The following is a 22,209-nucleotide window of genomic DNA, read 5'->3' on the forward strand; positions in this document are numbered from 1 at the left end:
GCCTGTCGAGGTGCCAGCCGCACTCACATACGAACTCCGTGCCCATTCGGGAATCTTGTATTTTCCCACATATCGGGCACTTTCCGCTGCTGTATCTTGGATCGACTTTGACGACAGGGATTCCTCTCCACTGAGCTTTGTACTCGATGATGCTGTGAAGCTTCCTTCTCGGCCACAGGCTGAGGCGACGATTCATATCCTTTCCCCTTTTGAATCGGATTCCTGTCAGGTCCTCGAGCACCACGGCCGACTTCTTGCCCTCGGCAAAGGAGAGCACTGCATCCGCCACCTGGTGGAGTCTGTACTCGATTCGGTGGTGCTCTCTCGCCCCCTCCTTCTTGCAGAGATCTCTCGCTGTCCGTCGGTCGTGTGCTTTCTTCTTCTGGAGCCTCCTGCGCCGGTCATGATGTCTTTGCTGTATGATGGCGACATCAGGGAACTCCGCCTTGACGACCGTGACGTCACCGCCTTTGGTGAACACGCCATCCAGACTGCGCTCGTTCGTGTCGAGTGAAAGTGCGGATTCAGGCACAAACGGTCTAGGTGCGTCTTTCCTGAAAGCGATTATGGCGCGGTCTGGAAAGAGGGTCAGCGAACCGAGGCTGTAGCCCGCGTCATCCAGATATCTCCGATGGTAGTTGCTGAGGACCAGCTTGAGCTTGACATGACATCCTGCCCTGATCGGCAGGTCGATGACGCCGTTCGCACGGTCAAGCTTGTATGCCTGATTCTCGGTCTTCATGAACAATCGCCGGATATAGGGAACATGGCCACCGTTACCCTTCCGAAGCCGCCTGCGATGGTTCTTCAGGATGCAGCCAGCCACTTCGAACGCGGAGACGAGATGCTGGGCATACATCCGAGGATGATCTTCCCGAAGACCCTTATAGGCCAGCTTGCAAATGGCATTCCGAGAAGTCACACGCGCCAGGAGGCCGATCCGGATTGCGCTGTTTGCTGAGAGGCGGAAGTCCTCGAGCAGTGACTTCGCTTCAAATGGGAGTTCACCTACCAAGCGGAATACCACTCCCTTGGTCAGCATCTGGTCCTTCACGATTCTCTTGATACTTGCTTCTCGCCACTACATGTAGCGTCGAACACAGCACATGTACCCATCCATCCGCTCGTGCATGCTCACCACCCGGTTTCTTACAGAACCACGATAATGTAATATAGAAAGGACATGGTTTGCGCGCCCTGTGTCTGTGGGTCCTGAGCCAGTCACCACATCACCTGTGCCGGAGTACTGCACGAATTGCAGCGCGGAGATACCACCGAGGGGGCACTACTGTCCCAGATGCGGCGCGCTGAAGCCATCCGCTAGATATGCCGGCCTGCCCACGGCCGGAGACAGACGCCATTGGGCGCCTCAACCTACCTACTATCGGCCAACAAGGATGAATTGGAGGGTTGTCATCAAGGGGATATCGGCATTCGTGATGGTCACTTTCATCATCCAGATTCTCGTCTCGCTCTTCACACTGATCTACGGAATCCATCTCGTGGTTCCCGACATACTAGACGTCTGGACAGGATTCACGCTCTTCCTAGTCCTCCCTGTCATCGTTGATATCGTTTCCATCTCGGGCTATGCCTTGCTTGTCTGGTACTTGTTCCTCGTCGGAGCCATAGTGGCCGCATGCACTTGGGTTCTGCTGAGCGGATACAAAGGCTTCGCAAAGGAACTCGGCATGAACGCGAAGTCGCGCGAACACAGCGCCATCTTCGAGACCTGCGGCCTGATGTTCGCGACGCTCTTCTTCTCCGTCCTAGTCGTGATACTGCTGAGACCATCGGCGGCTGATGCCCCCAGCACGGGTTCGCTTACGGAGAACCTGTTCCTGCTAGCCAATGCATCTGTCTGGGAGGAGATCGCGGTCCGCGTCCTTCTGATCGGACTGCCAATGGTCGTTGTAGATCTCGCGCGGAGGAACTATCGGAGAAAGGCCTATTCCTATCTTCTGGGAGGCGGGTTCAAGTTGGGGATTCCGGAGGTGTCGCTCATCATCATCTCCGCCACGATATTCGGGTTCGCTCACTACCTCGGCGGATGGGGCTCATGGAAGATCGTACCCGCGGCAGTGGGCGGGTTCGCATTCGGATACCTGTTCCTGAGGTACGGCATAGCTGCTTCGATCATGCTGCACTTCGGAACCGACTACCTGAGCATGCCCATGGATGTCTTCAATTCCAACGGGTTGACCCTACTGTTGGGCCTGGCAATCCTCGTATGGCTTGGCTTCGGACTGCTATTCTTCGTCTACTATGCCGTCCGGATCGGCGAATTCTTCTCAGGCAAGAAATATCTGGACGGAGGATCTGCTCCAGCTCCAACCCCATGGAGTGATCCTAGGATGCAGATGCACGCCTACTATCAGCCCCCAGACACACAACACACTGTCCAGGTTCATTACGGTCCTGCTTCGGGGCGGGCACCGCATGCACCTCCTCCCCGGCAAGGCTTCGGGGGAGGATACGTATGTCCCATCTGTGGCAATACACAAGCACGTTGGATAGATGGCAAGTTCCAGTGCCTAGGGTGCGGTCACTTAGGCTAACATCTTCTCAAGAACGCATTTGCTCTCTGAGCCGCTGTCGAGGTCCGTCGCCTCAATGATGATGTTTCCCTTGTACCATCTTCTGAGGACGGAGACCACCTTCCCGAGGTCGGCGGACCCGTCGTCTACCTTGTTGTGCTGATCCCAGTCGCCCTCGTTGTTGTGCATGTGCACGTTCCTGAACCTGTCGACGAGCGCGAGCATCTCGTCGAGCTGACCAGCCGTATTGGCATGGCCCATGTCGAAGCAGATCCCGAGGTCTGTACCTTCGACGACCTCGAGAAGTTCCGCAGCCTGGGTACAGGTGGCATTGATGTTCGCCGGGAGATTTTCGACGGCGATCGACACCGATTGATCCATTGCGAACGAGGCTATCTCCTTGATCGACTGCTTGGTTCTCTCGAGCGCGTTGTGCCTGTTCAGGAACGCGATGCCCTGGACGAATCCGGGATGCACGGTCACCAGAGGAATCTCCAATTGCCTGCACATCACGACTGTTTGCTTGATTTCGTTTACTGCAGCGATCCTCATCGGTTCATGAACGCTCCCGATGTTGACGTCGCTCAGGGGGGCGTGGACCTGAAACCGCATCCCCAAGGATTCACGCCCGTACTTGATGCCGTCTCGTATCAGTTCGAGCCTGTTCTCTCCCTCTGAGAGGACCTCCCACAGTTTGAAGCGCTCGGAGATCTGCTCAAGCGTGTTCATGAACGGGGACATGCAGAATGCTGGGGACCCAATGCCTATCATCGCCGACCCTCCATGCGAGTGTTTGGTGCGATTGAATCTATCAGAGCTTCTATGTCCTCCGATTCTATGGTGACCTCGATGTCGCCGAGAGCGTGGCTCTCTTCGGAGAACGATATCTTGCCGATCGCGGCCACCTGCTTGTTCAGCCTGAAGCTTGTGCTGTTGCCCTTGATACCACGCCTCATGACCTTCCGTGCCGCATCCCTGATTCTATACCGTTTGAGGATCTCTCCGAATAGTTCGATAGACGTTGAGGTTGCTGTGAGAGTCTCCTCGCCAACGATCTCAGCGTCCGGGAAGATCTGGGTGATAGCTCCCATGACTCGGGCCTTGTCCTCCGTTGGATAGTATCGAGACGCGAGCCGGACGAGAACCATGTGCCAGCCATGTTGGAAAAGATATTTAAAGACGTCCGCGCTAGGATTGGCGGAATGAAGAAACGGATTCTGAAGATGTTTGAGGAGAAGGGCATACTAGTCGAGCCCGACGCCATCGACGCACTTGCCGGGGCACCTGACGCAATCAAATGCGCGAACACGATCCTCAACGATTCGAACAGACCGCTTGTTTTGACCAAGACGGATGTGAATGACTATCTGACCTGCCAGCCCAAGAGGGAATCTGCTCCTCCGAGATCGGAGAATGTGGCGAAAAGCGAGCACCTTGAGAGCACGGGCGACCTGAAGATCCTGAAGGACATAACTGGCGATTCGACCTGCGTAGGGAATATCATCGATTTCGCGAAGCTGTTCAATGACCGGTTCTCGAACATCAAAAGAATCCTCGTAAAGCGAAGGGAGCTGTCGGGTCTGATGCCCATCTCGAAAGCAAAGAAGGTGAAGAAGGACATCAGATTCGTCGGCATAGTCAACGATGTGCGGACCACCAAGAACGGTCACACTATGATTGACCTTGAGGACGAGGAGGACAAGATACAGGTCCTCATCATGAAGGGCTCGAAGAAAGGAATGGACTCGTTCATCAAGGACGAGGTCATTGGAGTCATCGGGTCCTTCAGCAAGGACGGAGAGATAGTTGTCGCGAAGGAGGTCATCAGGCCAGAAGTGCCGTACAACAGCGGCATGACGCCGAACGGTTCGAGATCGGTCGTCGCATTTGTCTCTGACATCCATGTAGGGAGCACTGAGTTCCTGCCAGATGCTTGGAGCAGGTTCGTCGCCTGGCTGGCGAAGGACCCGTCAGCCAAGGATATCAGGTACATCATCATGCCAGGAGACCTCGTGGATGGCATCGGAATCTACCCAGGCCAAGAGGACGAGCTACTGATCGAAGACATCTATGATCAATACACCGAATTTGCGAGGCTCGCGAACCTGATCCCGGGATGGATCAAGCTGGTGATGATGCCCGGCAATCACGATGCCGTAAGGCTTGCGGAGCCGCAACCGGCTCTGCCTACAGAGGTCACATCCATGTTCGATTCGCGGGTGACCTTCGTCGGGAACCCGTGCTATCTCGAGATCGAGGGAAGGACCATCCTCGCATACCATGGGAGAAGCATGGACGACTTCATCGCGAGCGTCAGGAACCTGAGCTACTCGGAGCCGACCGAGATCATGAAGGAGATGCTGAAGAGGAGGCATTTGGCTCCCACGTATGGAGAAAAGACCCCGCTCGCGCCCGAACAGAAGGACTACATGGTCATCGACCGGGTGCCAGACATATTCGTCACAGGGCACGTGCACGCATGCGGGATCGCAGAATACAGGGGAATCAAGCTCATAAATGCCTCTGCATGGCAGTCCCAGACCGCGTTCCAGAGGATGCACAACCAGACTCCGGACCCGGCGAAGGTCCCGATGGTGAATCTGGGAACCGGTGAGGCATGGATCGAGGATTTCTCGAGCTGATGGTTCACAAAAGGTTTGATATCCACTGAACGGGATTGCCCGTCGTGAACAATCTGGATGCGTTCTTCAGGCCGAAATCAGTGGCCGTCATAGGGGCGACGCCCACCTCCGGGAAGATCGGGAACATCATCATCGAGAATCTGTTCAGCGACGGCTACAAGGGCAAGATATACTTCGTGAACCCTAACTACAAGGAGATCCTGGGAATGCCCTGCTATCCCACGATCCTCGACACGCCTGGCCCAGTGGACATGGCGATCGTGGTCGTGCCTGCCAACCTCGTGCAGGATATCATGGAGCAGATCGGGAAGAAGGGCACCAAATCCGTCACCATCATATCTGCGGGGTTCTCGGAAGGGGATGCCGATGGAAAGGAGCGCGAGAGGAAAGTTCTGGAGATCGCTCACAAGTACGGGATGCGCATCATCGGCCCGAACTCACTCGGCGTCATCTCCCCCCATCACCACCTGAACGCGTCGTTTGCGCGGACATCTCCCATCGATGGCTCCATCGCGTTCTTCTCGCAGAGCGGCGCATTCTGCACAGCAGCCATAGAATACTCGATCGGTGAGATGCTAGGATTCTCAGCCTTCGTGAGCTCGGGCAACAAGGCGGACATAGACGATGCTGACCTCGTGCGCTACTTCGGTCAGGACCCGAAATCCAAGTGCATCGCCGCGTACATGGAATCGACCAGAAGGGGGCAGGAACTGTTCCGAGCGCTCGATAAGGCCTCCAAGAAGAAGCCAATAGTCATCCTGAAAGCTGGCAGGTCCAAAAGGGGGGCAAAGGCCGCGAGATCCCACACCGGAGCGTTGGCCGGCTCTGATGCCGCCTTCGACGCCGCGTTCAAGCAGACGGGTGTGTTCCGCGCCAAGACGATGTTCGAGCTTTTCGACGCGGCTCAGGCACTCGCGAGCCAACCGCCCATGATGGGGGATGGGGTCGTCATTGTCACCAATGCAGGAGGCATGGGCGTTATTGCGACCGACTGTGCGGAGTATATGGGGCTAGACCTCGCGGACCTCTCCGAGGAGACCTTGGACGCGATCGGAAAGGTCTGTCCGCCGACCTGGAGCTGGGGAAACCCGATAGACATCATCGGGGACGCCGACACTGCGCGATATGCGAACGTTCTGAAGGTCGTGGGCCAGGCCCCTGAGGTGAAGGGGATAATGGTGATAGCTGCAAGACAGGCGGCAACGAACCTCTACCAGATCGCAAAATGGATCTCCATAACCTCGAAGCTAAGCGGCAAGCCGACTGTTGCCTGCTTTGCCGGGATAGAGGACCCCGAATCAGAGCGGTTCCTGGATTCTAGAGGCGTGCCTGTCATGCCTGTCCCTGAGAGGGCGGTTACAGCGCTGCATGCGCTGTCGCTCAGAGGTAAGTACCTCCAGAAGAAGGGCCTGATCAAGTAGCGTCTTATCCGAACAGGTCCTTGAGCATTATGAAGAGGCCGATCCCCATGATCGCAAGGCTTGATATGTAAGCCAACCAGACGAGCTTCGTCAGCTTCGCCCTGTCCTGAAGGATGTCAAACAGCGCCAAGGACTCACGCCTCTGCCGTCTTAGTGCTCTTGTCCTTTATCCTCTTGAGCCTGAAGGTATTGTCGCGTTCCATCTCGTCTAGCCGGAACCTGATGAACCGTTCAATCTCCTCAAGCTCTGGAAGCACTTTGAACTCGAGCGCATTGACCCGTCGCTTGGTCTTCTCGATCTCCTCCAGGAGCTTCTTAATCGTGGTCTCGAGCTCCGCCGCCTTGACGACTGTCTCGACGAGCTTCTCATAAGCATCCGTCGCCTCGTCGATCCTGGGCGATGTCCCGATTATGCCGTACCCGCGCTCATTCAACGGCGCGACGATCGTCGATGATTGGATGATCGGAACGACCACGCCCATGAGGTTTCTGCTGCGGAGCTGTATCTCCGGGTGACCGGTGAGCGCATATGACGCAGATCGGACGGCGATCGCACCGTCAATCGCAGTGGCGATGGCAATCTTCTCGTTAGCCTCCTTGTATCTCATGGCAATCTCCTGCCGCAGGTCCTTCGCCTGGTCGAGTATCTTGAAGAACTCCAAGATAAGGCCGTCCCTCTTCAGCTTCAGAATCTTGTGCCCGTTCTTGGTCAGCTTGATCTTCTTCCCGACCTCGAGCAGCTCTGATCTGGTCGGCTGTATCTCGCGCACTGACATCTGTCAATCACTTCTTCTTCATGAGCGGATGATATTTCTCGATGATCTTTCTATCAATCTTCGTCAGCGAGTCGACCGGCAAAGATGAAAGCAGCTCCCAACCTAGGTCCAGAGTCTGCTCGATGCCTCTGTCCTCGTCCTTGCCCTGGCGGATGAACCGGTCCTCGAAGGCGTCGGCGAAATCCAGGAACTTTCTGTCCCTCTCGGACAGGGCTTCCTTGCCGACGATCGATACGAGGCCTCTGAGGTCTCTTCCCTCGGCATATGCAGCATACAGTTGGTCCGAGACCGCCCTGTGATCTTCCCTAGTATGCCCAGGACCGATTCCTTGACCCATCAGCCTCGACAAGGAGCGCTCAACTGCGACCGGCGGGAACACTCCCTTCCTGTGCAGGTCCCTGGATGCCACAATCTGTCCTTCCGTGATGTAGCCCGTGAGGTCAGGGATCGGGTGTGTTATGTCGTCGCCAGGCATCGATAGGATCGGGAACTGGGTGATCGAGCCCTTCTTGTCCTTGATCCTGCCCGCACGCTCGTACAGGCTCGCAAGGTCGGTGTACATGTAGCCCGGGTAGCCACGCCTTGCGGGCACCTCTTCTCTCGCAGCTCCTATCTGTCTCAGTGCTTCACAGTAGTTCGTTATGTCCGTCAGAATGACGAGCACGTGCATGTCAAGGTCGAACGCGAGGTACTCTGCTGTCGTGAGCGCCAGCTTCGGAGTCAGAAGCCTTTCGATCGCTGGGTCATCCGCGAGATTCAGGAAAACTACCGCCCTTTTGAGGGCGCCAGTCCTCTCGAAATCCTTCATGAAGAACTGGGCCTCCTCGCTAGTGATGCCCATGGCAGCGAACACGACGGCAAACTCCTCCTTTTCCCCGAGGACCTTCGCCTGTCTCGCAATCTGAAGTGCGATATCGTTGTGAGGCAGACCTGAGCCTGAGAAAATCGGAAGTTTCTGACCTCTCACGAGTGTGTTCATGCCGTCTATCGATGAGATTCCTGTCTGAATAAACTCCCTCGGATTGTCCCTCGCCCACGGGTTGATTGCGGCGCCGATGATCTCGAGCCGCTTCTCAGGAATGATAGGCGGTCCCTTGTCCAACGGGTCGCCTGAACCACTCAGTATCCTTCCAAGCATGTCCTTCGACACAGGCATCTTGATGGTCTCGCCTAGAAACTTCACGCCGGAGGCCCTGTCGATGCCGCCCGTGCCTTCAAAGACTTGAACGACGACAACATCGTCGGATGTGTCGAGGACCTGTCCCCTCTTCGTCGATCCATCTGGCAAGGCTATTGTCACGAGCTCCCCGAATCCGACGGGTTCGGTTTTCTCAACGAACACCAGAGGTCCTGCGATCTGATTTATGGTGTGGTATTCCTTTGCCATCCGCATCACGCCCCCAGGCTCGCGAACTGTTTGTCCATCGCAGCAGTCACGGTCTTCAGATCCTCATCGATCGTTTCCTCGAACTTCAGCTTACCCAGGTCCGCCCTGCATGGTAGCGATACGATCTTCTCCAAAGGCATCTCGAGCGCTATGGCCTTCTTCGCGTGCTCAGAGAACTTCCTTATGGCGTTCATATATTCGTACTGCCGCTTGAGCGGGCTGTAGGTGTCGACCGGGTGGTATGCGCTCTGCTGCAGGAAGAACTCCCTGATCATCCTTGCGACCTCGAGAGTCAGTCTCTGCTCTTCCGGGAGAGCGTCAGAACCGACAAGCTGGACTATGTCCTGGAGTTCAGACTCCTTCTGAAGGGTCTCCATGGCCCATAGTCGCACCGAATTCCAGTCCTCTGCGACGTTCTTCCTGTACCAATCCTCGAGGATCGGGCTGTACAGGCTGTACGAAGTCAGCCAGTTGATGGCGGGGAAATGTCTTCTTTCCCTGAGCTTCGAGTCGAGCGCCCAGAACACCTTCACAATCCTCAGGGTGTTCTGCGTGACAGGCTCACTGAAGTCGCCCCCCGATGGCGATACTGCACCAATCACTGTGATAGACCCGATGGCACCTGATAGCGTCTGGACCCTGCCGCATCTCTCGTAGAACTCCGACAGCCTAGATGCGAGGTATGCTGGGTATCCTTCCTCACCTGGCATCTCCTCGAGCCTTGAGGAGATCTCTCTCATCGCCTCTGCCCATCTCGATGTCGAGTCGGCCATTAGCGAGACGTCATAGCCCATATCCCTGTAGTACTCTGCAACTGTGATGCCTGTGTAGACGGACGCCTCTCTCGCCGCGACAGGCATGTTTGATGTGTTGGCAATCAGGACTGTCCTGCCCATCAACGGCTTCCCCGTCTTTGGGTCCTCGAGCTCCGGGAATGTCGTCAGCACCTCTGTCATCTCATTCCCTCGCTCTCCGCATCCCACATAGATGACGATCTGGGCATCGCTCCACTTGGACAGTTGCTGGGACGTGACCGTCTTGCCAGTCCCAAAACCTCCAGGGATCGCGGCCGTGCCACCCTTCGCGAGAGGGAACAGAGTGTCGAGGACGCGCTGGCCTGTCACGAGTGGGATGTCCGGAAGAAGTTTGTCGACGTATGGCCTTGAGTGCCTCACGGGCCAGCTCTGCATCATCTTCAACTTGTGACCAGTATCGAGCTCTCCGATCACGTCAGCGACTGTGTATTCTCCTTCAGAGATGCTCTTGACCTTGCCTTTGACGTCTGGTGGAAGCAACACCCTGTGGACGATGTTGCCTTCGGGGACCTCACCGACTATCGCCCCCGGTTGCAGATCATCGCCCTTCTTGACCTTTGGCGTGAACTTCCACTTCTTCGTCCTGTCGAGTCCCGGGGCAGTTACGCCCCTGGACACGAAATCCCCCTGCTTCTCCCTGAGGACCGGGAGCGGCCTCTGGACACCGTCATAGACGCTCGACAGCAGTCCGGGCCCAAGCTCAACCTGCAGAGGAGCGCCCGTGTCGACTACTTCCTCCCCCGGCCTGATGCCTGAGGTGTCCTCGTAGACCTGGATGACCGTCTTGTTGCCAATGAGCTTGATGACCTCCCCCATGAGCTTCAGCTCGCCCACGAAGACGACATCGTACATCCTCGGCGAGATGCCCTCCGCCGTGACGACTGGTCCTGCAACCCTGCTTATCTTGCCCTTCTTCTTTTCCGCCATATCGAACGCTCTCCCATTACTTCGTCTTGTAAAGGTCGATACCCATCGCCCTTCGAACTTTGTCCCTCAAGTCGCCCTCCTCAATGCCCACCGGGATGACGACTGGATCCACGCTCTCCATCATCTTAGCGCGCAGCTGTGGAGGCAGTCTCTCGAGATCCGGTGTGTGCACGGCGAGTATGCCGACCTCGGCCTCGTCCATCACCTTCACGATGGTCTCCAGCAGCTTCTCCTGCGAGACGGCGTACACTTTCCTGATGCCGGCCAGCCTGAAGCCCGTGACGAACTCCTCCGAGCCTACCACCGCGATCTCCACTTCACATCACCAACAGGTCCTCGATCACTCTGGTAGAGAGGCCACTCTGTTTGCCCCTCGCAATGATCCTGATGTTGTCCACTTCCACCTTCTTACGTATTATGTAATTGACGATGGGAAGCACAGAGAGAGGGTAGAAGTGGGCGAACTTCTCACTCGTGCGTATGAGCGCTTTGTCCAGCGCAATAGTGATGCCCGAGAGCTTCTTGTCATCCTTGAATTTCTCAAGCGCGGGCTTGATATCCTGGTGCATCGAGGACTTCTCGAGCTCTTCAATGACTGGGGCCAAGCCTTCCTGCTGCGCGAGACTCCTGAGCCGGTCCATGCTGTAGTCCATCCCGCCAGGTATGAGGTACGTGACGATCTTGTCCTCCGGTATATGCTCCGCCTTCAACTTCAGAAGCACCTTGAGATTGGTGACATCGACCTCTCTTCGTATGAATTGCCTGAGTATCTGCTGCGCAGTGTCAGTCCCCTTGACCACGTGTAGCAAATCGTAGTAGAGGAGCTGGTCAAGGTGGTCCTCGAACTGAGCCAACCTCTTGGTGTCCACGACCTCTCTCGCGAGCTCGGGCGTGATGCCCAGTGAGGGTTCCTTGGAGAGAGCATCCATGATCTCCTGGATCGAAGACATCTGCACGAGAGACCTGAGATACTCATCAGAGAAGGCGCCAGCGGGTACAAGCGTCTCGATGATCTCATCGTCTCTGACATCGGTGGTCTTCCCCCTCAGGACGGTCTTGACATTGAACATGTCCCACCGCCTCAGGTAGTCCCCGACCATGACTCTGAGATGGCCCGTGGTGAATGCCAGGATGTCGGAGTAAGTCCTCGCAAGGTTGCGTGTGACCGCGACTTCGATCAGGTTCGCCCCGGAGTACCTTGAGCCGTACCTGCTCATCTCCTCGCGATACTGTGTCTCACCCAAGAACCTGGCGATCTCGTGTACGTCCATCAGTAGCACCCTCGAGTAGGTGTCGCGCGCCATCAAGAATCGCTTCTTTGCTTTGACGCGCGTGCACGCATATGCGAAGTTGCCCTTGCTGCCACCAAACAACATCTGCTTGCTCACCCGAACAGTCTTGTATGTATCTCCTTCATGCTCTTGTTCCAGACATCGTCAAGAACGCTCTCAAACCGGAAGTCCAGCCGGACGCTCCTGTCCTTGCTCTCGAAGACGAATCCTCCCCTGCACGGGATTATGCCTCCGCTGGTCATCCCGGAGGGCAGCTGCAGAAGCGCCTTATCGTCCTTGTTGGAGTAGACGTAGCAGTCTCCGAGCTCTGTCCTCGCTCTCGAGACGAGCTTAGAGTATATCTCTTTCCTTTTGTCTGGAGGATAGCTCGCCAGCTCTTCGAGTGCCTGTTCTCTCAGCTCTTCCATGGCCTGCCTCTCTGCGGCAAGAAGCATCTTCTTCGATTCGAGCTCTGCGCTGGAGACCTCCTGCTGCTCCATCTGAGCGAGCATCGCTTCGGCCCTCTTCTCGGCCTTCTGGCGGTTCTCTTGTATCTTCTTGTCCGCCTGTAGGACCTGCTCGTCACGCTCCCTCTGGCCGAGCTGGATGATCTCGCGCCGCTTCTCCTCTCCCTTTCGGAGTATGTCCTCGACTACCTTGTTCAAGCTCATAGCGTCTCAACTCCTGTTGCGACTGGGTCGTTCCGCCGACTCCCAAATTCCAGTTCTCACTTGTTCATCATCAGGAACGCCACGACGAAGCCCAAGATGACTATGGTCTCAGGGAGCACCATCATGACGATGCCCTTACCAAACATCTTGGGGTCTTCAGCGGTCGCGCCCACTGCTGCCGCACCTACCTGTGCTTGTGCCCAACCAGTGCCCAAGCCCGCGACGCCTATCGCGATGCCCGCACCGATGAGGGCTAGCCCGGTTCCTATGTCCATTTTTTATGCCTCCTGTTTTGTTGCTACAGAGTACTTCCTCTCATAGCTCAAGGGGGCGAAGTCCGTGCCTCCGCCCTCGAAGAACTTGAGGAAGAACTCCACATAGTTCAACCTGATAGCCTGGATCCCTGCGGACAAGGCTCCCAGGAAGAACACGAAGAACATCTGAGTGACGAAGAGTGCGATGATGCCCACAATCGCGATACCGATGTTGCCGCTATCGAATATCAGTGGGAAGAGCATGGAATTGAACGCAAGGGCCATCGCGCCCTTGCCGACGGCAAGCGCGGCCAATCTGGCATAAGATACGAGATTGGAGAAAATGCCGACGACCTCTGTCATTGCCAAGGGACCTTCCAAGAACGGGAGGCCGGCGACACCAACGACGATGAACGCAATGGCTGGAATCGATAGCTTGATTCCCGAGAGCGTTGTGATCATCGAGGGTATCGGGGAGAACAAGGTCGAGTTGATGAAGTGACTCGTCTCAGTTGCGCTCCCAGCTATCACCATGATCTCCTGGAACAGCCCGAATAGGATAACCATCCACGCGATCTTGCCGAGGGCGTGCTTCTTGCTGTGATGGTAGCTGTTGACGAAACCGAACACTAAACCCAACGTCAGGTGCAACCATCCGGCCAAGAGAGATATTGCCAGCATCTCCTTGGTATCATGCATCTTGTCAAGGATGGGGTTGATAGGGATGTTACCGACAGACTCCCAAGAGGCCTCATCAGGGCTCTGTGGCGGAGGATGGAACGGCACTCCAAATGCTTCCGCGAATACGAACAGGCCAAAGATGCTTGCAAGAAGACCGCCCACGAGCACGATCGCCCCGAGACGATAGAGGTCGGGATACCTCTTCAGCTTCATCAGCATCACCGCGCCAAGGGCCACAAGTCCCAAACCGAAGCCGACATCACCTATCATGAAGCCGAAGAAAAGCGGGAACGTGATGAAGAGAATCAATGTGGGGTCGACCTCCTTGTATTTAGGGGTCGATACGAGATTGATGAAGAACTCAAAGGGCTTCACCAGCTTCGGGTTCTTCAGCTTGACCGGTGGTTCCTCTTCCTTCTCGGGGGAGACCGTTTCTATGAATGCCAATCCGCAGCACATGGTATCGAGTGCGATGTTGATGTCTGGCAACATCGAGCTCGGCACCCAACCATCAATGACGAACGCATTCGCCGAAGTGGCGATCCTGAGCGGGGTCTCTGACTTGAGCACATCGATGGCGAGGTGCTCCTCTGATGAGATGATGAGATCGGCGAACTGCTTCCTTATGTGTTCGATGTCGGTCTCTACACGCTTAAGATCCGCTTGCAGTTCCTTGATCTCAGCATGGTGCTTAGAGACGATATCGGCCGGCTGTCCCACCAGTTTTGGCAGCCTGACTTCCTGGAGATTGTGCTCCGAGAGTATCCGGGAAGCCTCCAGCCTATCGACATTCTTAACAAAAACCGCGACCGCGATGCTGCCCTTCCTGACTTCCTTGAAGAGTTCGATGCCTTTGATCCTTGATCTCAACGCGGTCTCGGGATCATTCTTGCATACGCCGGCGAAGGATGCGATACTGTCAAAGCCCTCGTAATCCTCGACCGGGATTCCGAAAGTGACGAATGGTTCGAGTGCCTTGATCTCGATTTCCTTTTCGCGGATAAGAGACTGGATCTTCTGTCTGGCCTCCGCCTTGCTTGATGTATTGACATCCAGCGTCACAAGGGCGTGCTCGATCTTCTTGTCGATGTCTTTGACGTGGAGTTTGTCAGAAGGCTCGTGCTCTTCGATGTTGAGGGTGCGGATCATCGATCTCAGCTTCAGGAGTTTCTGTGAGGAATCAGATGCTCTCGGCAGGGGCTGGCCGAGCTTGAACTCCTCGTCCTGCTTTGTGAAGTCTATGAGGTGCAGTATCCCGAGCTCGTAGAGACACTCGATGGTTGCGTCGAGGCTGTCCATGGACCCGACGACCACCGCACGGGTCATTTCTTCAGGCCTAAGCATCAACTGCCCTCTCAAATTCCGAAAGAACGAATTCTTTCGCCTCGCCCATTCTCTTGCGGGCGCTGGATGTCAGCGACGCAGCCTTCCGAGCACCATCCTCCAGGAGGGCCCTCTTACGGCTGTCGATCCTTGACCGGGCTTCTGCGACCTTCGCATCGTGCTCCTTCCTGAGAACCGCATCCGAGGAGTCTATCTTCTGTATCGCCATGCGCTTCCCCTCGGCCTGGAGCTGCTTCCGCCTCTCCTCGGCCTCCTTGCTCATGGAACGGACCTTCTCCTCAGTGGTTTTTATCTCGTGAAGGATCGCGGCCTTGCCCAAGTCAGACACGTCCAGCTCGTTGATGCGGGTTTCGATATAAATAGGCTACGGGGTCTGACATTTTCGACTTCTTTGGTCGCTATTCCGACAGTTAACGACATTTGCTAGAGAAGGCAACGGACCTACTTCTTCAACTTGTCCGCGAAGCTCTTCTTATCCAGGCGCGTGAGCTTGATCCCGGCCTGCTTGAGCAGCTCAACGCCTGTCAGATCGGAATAGTCATCTATGAACACCACACGAGCTATCTGCGCGTTCAGTATCATGCGCGCGCATATTGGGCAAGGAACGATCGTGGAGTAAAGTGTGGATCTGCGCGAGTTCGTTCCTGCTTGGATGAGGGCATTCTGTTCCGCGTGAACAGCCGTGCACGTCTCGAGCCTGGTGCCCGAAGGGATTCCAAGCTTGTCTCTGATGCATCCAATCTCGTGACAATGCGGCAGTCCGCGTGGGTTCCCATTGTAACCCGTGCTCTTGATCTCACCAACATCGCTTACGATGATTGCGCCTATCTGCCTCCTAGTGCATGTGCTCCTGCGGGCGACCTCGATGGCGATGTTCATGAAATAATGATCTTTCGAGATCCTGGAGTTCCTCTGCTCGACCAAGCGCACCCTCGCCGGACCCAAGCCTCTTGTGGCATTTCTAACTTTCTGTCCATGGGCGCAGACCAGATGGACCATTCAGGAGTGGGGAAGCCTAGAAATAGCTTGGTACAACTGAGATGACCATCGAGAGCGGAATATGAGCAAACGAATGAAGATACTTGCAGTCGTGATAGTCGCAGTCGCCGTCGTGATACTGGCGTATGCGCTGCTGACGCCTCAGACTGACACGGACAGCACTGACCACATGGGCATGTGGGGCAACCACACGAGCTACAGCTCCGGCAATGTGGGCCTCATCGCGATATCATCGGCTTTGATCGTCCTTGCTCTGATGATTATGATCCTGTGGCAAGAGTATGAACCTCTGCCGCCGAACCTGATGCCCCTCATACCTCCGGCAAGTGGAATACGCGTGGCCCCCGAGGAGGAGAAGAAGACAGAGACGGAAGAACAGTCGCACGCCCAGACGCGCGAAGTGGGCGCAGACGAAGCGATGGCCAGGGAGTACCTGGTGCTGAGGCTCCTGTCCGGGGACGAACGGACGATGTTCAAGGCGATCATGGATTCCGGCGGCGAGGCGCTCCAGAAGGAATTAATTGTCCGGACCAAGATGTCCAACGCGAAGGTCTCTCGCCTGTTGGACCGCCTCTCGCAAAAGGGTGTCGTCACAAAGGAGAGGCATGGGGCGACGAACAAGGTAAGGGTTAAGCCGGGGTGAGTTCCGGGGACTGAGCCTTTTCGTCTGCTTTTCAGAAAAGTGAAAACGTTTCGAGTGGTTTTCAGCACACGTCCTTATACCATTTCACCCAAAGGTGATCTCAGACACTCTGGGTACATAGAACCCGAAAGAATACGGAGGTGAAACAAGGATGAAGACATCAGTGCTCTTTGCAGTCATAGCGGTCGGAGCCGTCCTCGCAGTTGCAGGCCTCGCAGTCGCATCATCGACAGGCGCGAGCGTCTACAGTTCGCAGACCAGGTCTGGAACCGACAATGGCATGATGGGTGGCGGGTCTGGAATGATGGCCGGCAACATGCATCAATGGGGCTCCGGATATCAGTATCAGAACTCTGGCAGCCCTGGCATGTGCCCCATGGACTACGACCGGAACCACACCTACGACTACGATGAGGACCGCTGCCCATGTATGGGCTGATCTCATCGAACTAAACCCCTTAGCACCCTTTCTTCAAGGCCAGATCACACCATATTTATTTTATACCCGCCTCCCTCTCTGAGCGCCGTGGCTGATAAGGAAGAGCCTGACAATCGGGCACGCACCAAGTACAGGGGTGTGATCCTGTTCTTGCGGGACGCGGGTGTGGCACTGCTATTCGTCATTCTTGTGCTTCTCGCGATGTTCGCGTACACCGGCCTCTGGCCGCCCTTAGTCGTCGTCGAGTCGAACAGCATGATGCACGGAGAGGACAACCTTAGCCACATCGGCACAATAGACACCGGCGACCTTGTGCTCGTCAAGAAGGTCGACAAGGTTTCTGAGGTAGAAACTTACGTCGATGGGCTGTCGTCCGGGCACAAGACCTACGGCGATTACGGGGACGTCGTCATCTACAAGAGAGGCGGATCCGACACGATCACCCCCATCATCCACAGGGCCATCATCTATCTCGAGATCAACGCTGACGGACAGAGCTACAGGTCGGAGTCGTTGAGCTCTGCACCATCAGACAGGTGGTGGACGGCAGATGCTGCAGACACTTGGGATAGGCTCACGAGCACATTGTCAATCACCCACGTCGGCTACAAGGATCTCACGGTCGCAGTCGACATAGGGAACATGATATCATCGCACAGAAGTGGGTTCATCACGAAGGGTGACCACAACTCACAGACTGACCAGTACGCCAGGGGCGAGCCTGTCGACCTCACGTGGATCGTTGGCAAGGCACGCGGGGAGATCCCTTGGTTCGGTCTTCTCAAGCTCTGGACCACTGATTCACTTGGCAGCCCTGCGCCCCCGAACAGTGTGACGAATCTGTGGATCGCCTTGGGCGCTATAGTCGTCATACCGATAGCGATAGACATCTCGATGACGATCATCGAGAGACGCAAGATCGCCAAGAAGAGAGTCGGCCTGCTTACAGGGTCCACAGAGGAAGATGAAGAGAATGAGGGAGCGGCGGCTGCGGCCGAGCACTTCGAGTGTCCTCAGTGCGGTACTTCAATCGAAGCTACCGCGACCCAATGTCCGAAATGTGGAGTTGCGTTCGCCGAGGAGGGCGCGGAGATGTTCCAGTGCCCTGCCTGCAATACTCTTGTCAGCGTGGACGCCAAATCCTGCCCTGGCTGCGGCGCCGTGTTCATCGAGCCCGAGAAGAAGTGGGAGAAAACCGAGGAACCCCCGAAACGGCCCTAGAGCTCACATCAGAGTTGTCTGGCACCGCAGCTTATAGTTCTTCAGCTGATTCAGTATCTCGTCCTCTTCCAGGATCGTCCGTGCTTCCACCACGGGCACGCTCGGCTCGATCTCCTTCGTTCTCCCCCCCCTTCCGAAGGACTTCACACGGGCGTGTATTATCCCGAGCATATCGAGCTCCGAAATCAGGTCAGTGATCCTGCGTTGTGTGAGAATGGCCATCGACGTGCACTGGCACAGCTCCTTGTAAGTCTCGTACAGGTCGCCCGTTGTCAACTTGCTGTCGCCCCGCTCGTTGTTGAGCAGCACGCCCATCAGGACGAGCTTTGACTGCACGGGCAATGTCCGTATGGCCTCGGTGACGCAATCCAGCTCGATCTTGTTCTTAGCCTTGACGACATCTGATTCCGTGACAACGGGAACATGACTCCGGTCGGCGATCTCGGCTGCTACCCTCAGGAGATCGAGTGCGCGCCTAGCATCTCCGTGCTCCTGTGCCGCGAGGGCGGCGCAGAGCGGGATGACGGATGGTTCGAGCACCCCGTCCTCGAATGCAACCTTGCAGCGCTGCTCCAGGATGTCCTTCAGCTGCTCCGCATTGTACGGTGGGAACACCATCTTCTCCTCGCTCAGGGAGCTCTTCACTCGGGGGTCCAGGAATTCCATGAACCTGAGATCGTTAGATATGCCGATCACGCTCACCTTCGCGTTCTTGAGGTCGTCGTTGATCCTACACAGGTGGTAGAGGACGTCGTCCCCGCTCTTGGATACTAGCTGATCTATCTCGTCGAGAGCGATCACAATCACGCGCTTCTCCTGATCGATCTTCTCTCTGAGGATGCTGTATACTCGCTCGGTGCTCCAACCTGTGAACGGGATCTTCTCCTCGAAGTTCTCGATGAACCTGTTCCCGATGTTCTGCAGGACTCCGTACTGTGTGTCGATGACCTCGCAGTTCATGTAGATGAAGTGGACCCTCTTCAGGTCTGTTGTGGCGCGCTCTATCTCCTTGCCGATGTATTTCATGCACGCCGTCTTGCCGGTGCCGGTCTTCCCGAACAGCAAGACGTTGGAGGGCCTCTGCCCTTCGAGTGCTGTGACGAGGATAGATGCCAGCTGATTGATCTGCTCTTCTCTATGAGGCAACACGCCTGGGATATACGATGACCTCAGGACGTCCTTGTCCCCTTTGAAGATAGTCTTCGAGCTGACATATCGCTGGAATATAGTATCCTGCATCTCCGTCCCCCGCTGAAGCAAAAAGGCTCCTTTCCCCCCCTTGGTTTCCTATGGAAGCCGCTCTCGGAATCCACTTGAAACAGAGGGGATTATGGAATGCAATAGAGGCTACTTAAGCGTTAATTTTATTGTGAGATATCATTTTTTCCGCAGCCCGGATATTTTCGAGATTTGTTTGAGCCAGTAAGAATGGAGAATGGAGTGGTCAGAATAAAAGGTTTGGATGCACAAGCGTGCGCATTTCATGAGGGGGACCCCTTCGCTTCCGGTGGAACTGAATTTCGACGAGCTCTGGCGGGCAATTGAGTGGGCCTCCAACGGAACCCGGGGTTTCCCGGCCCCATAAACTGCCGGGAATCGTCGGCAAATACCATTATCTCCCGAAAGACCCTAAGCATTTGGCACACATGAAGAACGCGGTGATATTTGCCACCAGTGAAGAGACAGAAGAGATACGATCGCTTCTGAGTAACATAGATATCGGAGTCGTGAAGGAATATGTTCAGAGGCGAACTGCTGCTCATAGGACAGGGTTCCTCGGTCCCGGTAGAATCGACGGGATATTTGACGAGATGAAGTCGATGGACGTCGACTTGATTGTTGTGAATGGAGTCCTCAAACCCTCTCAACACCATTTCTTGGAGATGAAGTTCCAGAAGGAGTGTATTGACAGGCTGGGAGTGATTCTCAGGATATTCACTGATCATGCACACACGCAAGAGGCAATCGCTCAAGTCACTCTGGCCAAGCTCAGATATGAGCTCCCCTTCCTTCGCGAGTGGATACACAAAGCAAAGAGCGGCGAGAGGCCTGGATTCTTGGCAGGAGGAGCCTACGCTACGGATGTGTACTTCCAGCATGCGAAAACCCATACTAGACGGATTGAGGAGGATCTTGAGGAGCTATCAAAGCAAAGGGAAATCACTCGAACGAAGAGAAGAGAGAAGGGGTATTCTCTCGTGTCTCTTGCCGGGTATACCAACGCTGGGAAATCCGCCTTGATGAACAGGTTATGCTCAGCGAGCGTTGAAGTCGATGGTCGCCTATTCTCCACTCTTGCTACAACTACCAGACGAATCAAAGGGGTCCATGGGAACATGCTGATGAGCGACACCGTTGGGTTCATCAAGGACCTTCCTCCAGATCTGATCAATGCGTTCAACTCGACGCTGGAGGAGATTTTCTATGCCGATTTGATCCTCCTAGTCTTTGATTCAAGCGAAGACAGAAGCACTGTTGAGATGAAACTGTCAACTTCGCTTAACATCCTCCTTCCAAACATCGAAAACAGGAAGTTGGTAGTCGTTGGCAATAAGACCGACCTCATCTCCAAAGAGAGAGTGAAAGAGATGCGCTCGTTTGTAACTCCAATGATTAGACCTTATGAGCTCGTGATGGTTTCCTCGTTGACCGACGAAGGTCTAGAGATGCTCAAAGAGAGGATTGCCAGTATTCAAGATTACTCATCCGTGATTGAAGCGATTGTTCCGTTGACGAACGAGGTCTTCGGCTTCTTGTCCAGACTCCGAACAAAGGCTGACGTATCACAGATGATTCTGAAGGACTCGGTCAAGGTCGTGATTCGATGCAAGCCAGAAGAATCGGACAAGATCATGGGCCACCTGAGGACAATCGGAGCAATCAGAGCCGAACTGCGCACGAACGCCTCTGAGGGTGCCAACCAAGGCGAATCGGTTTCCACCGGAAGCGAAGGGGTCCCCCTCCACTGACTCAGAGCTTGAACTCCTTCTTCTTCTCAATGACATGATCCTCGAACTTCTTCGGCAAGGACCAAGCCAGGTATTCGATGTCATCCATGTTCCTGACGAACTTGGCCTTGCTCGACGTGTCAACGAGTCCAGCCAGCTCTCTGATCTTCTTCACATAGTCGTAGACCCACCAGGCACACACCACCAGGCCGATCGGCGCAGCTACCACGAGCCAGTAGACCCAGGTCCCGAACGGGTCTGAGAGGTAATTCTTGATTGGAAGCAGGTACGAGGGGACCGTTTGCGGTGGTTCCTGGGCCTCTGCGTGGAGCGCAAGCACTCCCACTATGCTGACGATGGTGAGGAAGCCGAACAAAAGAGCCAGGAGGCTCCCAAGCTCGAGCCTGTATTCCGTCAAGAAGCTCTTTGACAAACTCACACCTGAGTCCCGATAAAACGGTAACCTGTTAAAATGGTTTTGTGTCTTTTGGCGTTCGCTACATGTAATCCTAGCTCACATGAACAAAACGACAGGATGTCGGTGTGTGCGAATCAGCGTAATTGACACACGGAAGATAGCGGCACTGCTTTCAGTTCTCCTCGGCGCAATGGTCCTCCTTGCATCGGCATCGTCTGCGCCATCCGTACGGATATCAGAGGTATCGTTGCTGGACGACGGTCAGGAAGCCTCCACTTCCGGGATCCTCGTGGACATCCGCGTCTTTGACAGCGGAGCCGAGGCGCTCTTGCTCACTGATGATACTGACGGAGCCGTTCTCAAGGTCATCAGTTCGCCCGGCATCAGGCCACAGCCCAGCAGCTATGTCGACATCGGGGACGAGATTCGCGTTCTGGGCGAGGTATCCAATTCGAGGGTTTTATCCATCATGTACTGCAGCAGCGATCGTATCAATCTGATGAGGGCATCCGAATACGTCCTCACCGTTGAGATACTGTCGAGGAACTGGTTGCTGTTCCAAGGGGACGAGTTCCGCATATGTGGGTTCCTTGCGGCAGATACCTCCAACGAGACTCTTCGGCTCTTTGACTCGGACATGGATCATAGCATATCGCTTCGGAGCGGCGGACAGGACGTCTCGCGCCTCATGTCGAAGAAGGTCATGGTCGGAGGGATCCTAAGGTTCGATTCGAACTCCATGGGCTTCTACATCGATGCTGGCTCCATATCAATTGCCCATGACAACCCTTTTCTGGACGTCCAGCGATGAGCGT

23 protein-coding genes are annotated in these 22,209 nt (G+C 55.4%); 8 read left to right on the forward strand and 15 right to left on the reverse strand.

What is annotated here, in order from left to right; translation table 11 throughout:
• Positions 1-1,054 (reverse strand): IS200/IS605 family accessory protein TnpB-related protein (locus tag KJ653_08720; protein ID MBU0685909.1); only part of this gene is annotated, 1,054 nt, incomplete at its 3' end.
• Positions 1,055-1,199: 145 nt separating this feature from the next.
• Between KJ653_08720 and KJ653_08725 the strand changes: the two genes are divergently transcribed.
• Positions 1,200-2,558: a CPBP family intramembrane metalloprotease gene (locus KJ653_08725; protein MBU0685910.1), complete on the forward strand. Its 1,359-nt coding sequence runs from the start codon at positions 1,200-1,202 to the stop codon at positions 2,556-2,558.
• On the opposite strand, the gene KJ653_08730 is transcribed toward KJ653_08725, so the two are convergent.
• Positions 2,550-3,308 (reverse strand): sugar phosphate isomerase/epimerase, encoded by a 759-nt coding sequence (locus tag KJ653_08730; GenBank protein MBU0685911.1) that lies wholly within the window; start codon positions 3,306-3,308, stop codon positions 2,550-2,552. The genes KJ653_08725 and KJ653_08730 overlap by 9 nt on opposite strands.
• Entirely contained in the window at positions 3,305-3,685 is a 381-nt protein-coding gene (locus KJ653_08735) for a hypothetical protein (protein ID MBU0685912.1), read from the reverse strand. Before KJ653_08735 ends, KJ653_08730 begins: the two co-directional genes overlap by 4 nt.
• A 54-nt stretch (positions 3,686-3,739) precedes the next feature.
• Between KJ653_08735 and KJ653_08740 the strand changes: the two genes are divergently transcribed.
• Positions 3,740-5,179, forward strand: a complete 1,440-nt coding sequence (locus KJ653_08740) for a DNA-directed DNA polymerase II small subunit (GenBank protein MBU0685913.1) — start codon at positions 3,740-3,742, stop codon at positions 5,177-5,179.
• A gap of 44 nt (positions 5,180-5,223) precedes the next feature.
• Positions 5,224-6,600 carry a CoA-binding protein gene (locus KJ653_08745; protein MBU0685914.1) on the forward strand — a complete coding sequence of 459 codons (1,377 nt, stop codon included), beginning with the start codon at positions 5,224-5,226 and terminating at the stop codon, positions 6,598-6,600.
• A 134-nt stretch (positions 6,601-6,734) separates the two neighbouring features.
• On the opposite strand, the gene KJ653_08750 is transcribed toward KJ653_08745, so the two are convergent.
• The 10 genes from KJ653_08750 to KJ653_08795 all read right to left on the reverse strand — a co-directional run bounded on the left by KJ653_08750 (position 6,735) and on the right by KJ653_08795 (position 15,725).
• Positions 6,735-7,376, reverse strand: a complete 642-nt coding sequence (locus tag KJ653_08750) for a V-type ATP synthase subunit D (protein ID MBU0685915.1) — start codon at positions 7,374-7,376, stop codon at positions 6,735-6,737.
• Positions 7,377-7,383: 7 nt separating this feature from the next.
• Positions 7,384-8,763, reverse strand: a complete 1,380-nt coding sequence (locus KJ653_08755; GenBank protein MBU0685916.1) for a V-type ATP synthase subunit B — start codon at positions 8,761-8,763, stop codon at positions 7,384-7,386.
• A 5-nt stretch (positions 8,764-8,768) separates the two neighbouring features.
• Positions 8,769-10,505 (reverse strand): V-type ATP synthase subunit A, encoded by a 1,737-nt coding sequence (locus KJ653_08760; GenBank protein ID MBU0685917.1) that lies wholly within the window; start codon positions 10,503-10,505, stop codon positions 8,769-8,771.
• A gap of 16 nt (positions 10,506-10,521) precedes the next feature.
• On the reverse strand, positions 10,522-10,821 hold the full coding sequence (locus KJ653_08765; GenBank protein ID MBU0685918.1) for a V-type ATP synthase subunit F: 300 nt from the start codon (positions 10,819-10,821) through the stop codon (positions 10,522-10,524).
• Between the two features lies 1 nt (position 10,822).
• The gene (gene ahaC / locus KJ653_08770) at positions 10,823-11,893 is read right to left on the reverse strand and encodes an ATP synthase A1 subunit C (protein ID MBU0685919.1); all 1,071 of its coding nucleotides are present in this window, start codon (positions 11,891-11,893) and stop codon (positions 10,823-10,825) included.
• Positions 11,890-12,447 carry a hypothetical protein gene (locus KJ653_08775; protein MBU0685920.1) on the reverse strand — a complete coding sequence of 186 codons (558 nt, stop codon included), beginning with the start codon at positions 12,445-12,447 and terminating at the stop codon, positions 11,890-11,892. The genes ahaC and KJ653_08775 overlap by 4 nt, the downstream gene beginning before the upstream one ends.
• A gap of 56 nt (positions 12,448-12,503) precedes the next feature.
• Positions 12,504-12,722, reverse strand: coding sequence for an ATPase (locus KJ653_08780; GenBank protein ID MBU0685921.1), 219 nt, complete (start codon positions 12,720-12,722; stop codon positions 12,504-12,506).
• Positions 12,723-12,725: 3 nt separating this feature from the next.
• On the reverse strand, positions 12,726-14,726 hold the full coding sequence (locus KJ653_08785) for a V-type ATP synthase subunit I (protein ID MBU0685922.1): 2,001 nt from the start codon (positions 14,724-14,726) through the stop codon (positions 12,726-12,728).
• The gene (locus KJ653_08790; protein MBU0685923.1) at positions 14,719-15,054 is read right to left on the reverse strand and encodes a hypothetical protein; all 336 of its coding nucleotides are present in this window, start codon (positions 15,052-15,054) and stop codon (positions 14,719-14,721) included. Before KJ653_08790 ends, KJ653_08785 begins: the two co-directional genes overlap by 8 nt.
• 113 nt (positions 15,055-15,167) lie before the next feature.
• Positions 15,168-15,725, reverse strand: a complete 558-nt coding sequence (locus KJ653_08795) for a cytidine/deoxycytidylate deaminase family protein (protein ID MBU0685924.1) — start codon at positions 15,723-15,725, stop codon at positions 15,168-15,170.
• Between the two features lie 61 nt (positions 15,726-15,786).
• Between KJ653_08795 and KJ653_08800 the strand changes: the two genes are divergently transcribed.
• From KJ653_08800 to KJ653_08810, 3 genes are all read left to right on the forward strand, one after another.
• The gene (locus KJ653_08800) at positions 15,787-16,368 is read left to right on the forward strand and encodes a hypothetical protein (protein MBU0685925.1); all 582 of its coding nucleotides are present in this window, start codon (positions 15,787-15,789) and stop codon (positions 16,366-16,368) included.
• A 151-nt stretch (positions 16,369-16,519) separates the two neighbouring features.
• Complete coding sequence (locus KJ653_08805) at positions 16,520-16,807, forward strand: hypothetical protein (protein ID MBU0685926.1); 288 nt, start codon at positions 16,520-16,522, stop codon at positions 16,805-16,807.
• Between the two features lie 87 nt (positions 16,808-16,894).
• Positions 16,895-18,028: a zinc ribbon domain-containing protein gene (locus KJ653_08810; GenBank protein ID MBU0685927.1), complete on the forward strand. Its 1,134-nt coding sequence runs from the start codon at positions 16,895-16,897 to the stop codon at positions 18,026-18,028.
• A gap of 3 nt (positions 18,029-18,031) precedes the next feature.
• Here the strand turns inward: KJ653_08810 and KJ653_08815 are convergent, their stop codons facing one another.
• Positions 18,032-19,267: an ORC1-type DNA replication protein gene (locus KJ653_08815; protein ID MBU0685928.1), complete on the reverse strand. Its 1,236-nt coding sequence runs from the start codon at positions 19,265-19,267 to the stop codon at positions 18,032-18,034.
• Positions 19,268-19,674: 407 nt separating this feature from the next.
• Between KJ653_08815 and hflX the strand changes: the two genes are divergently transcribed.
• Entirely contained in the window at positions 19,675-20,997 is a 1,323-nt protein-coding gene (hflX, locus tag KJ653_08820; GenBank protein MBU0685929.1) for a GTPase HflX, read from the forward strand.
• A gap of 1 nt (position 20,998) precedes the next feature.
• Here the strand turns inward: hflX and KJ653_08825 are convergent, their stop codons facing one another.
• Positions 20,999-21,409: a DUF3198 domain-containing protein gene (locus KJ653_08825; GenBank protein MBU0685930.1), complete on the reverse strand. Its 411-nt coding sequence runs from the start codon at positions 21,407-21,409 to the stop codon at positions 20,999-21,001.
• Between the two features lie 112 nt (positions 21,410-21,521).
• Between KJ653_08825 and KJ653_08830 the strand changes: the two genes are divergently transcribed.
• Positions 21,522-22,205, forward strand: a complete 684-nt coding sequence (locus KJ653_08830) for a hypothetical protein (protein MBU0685931.1) — start codon at positions 21,522-21,524, stop codon at positions 22,203-22,205.
• Positions 22,206-22,209 lie beyond the last annotated feature (4 nt).

The sequence above is a fragment of the Candidatus Thermoplasmatota archaeon genome, from assembly GCA_018814355.1.
Taxonomy (GTDB): Archaea; Thermoplasmatota; Thermoplasmata; order UBA10834; family UBA10834; genus COMBO-56-21.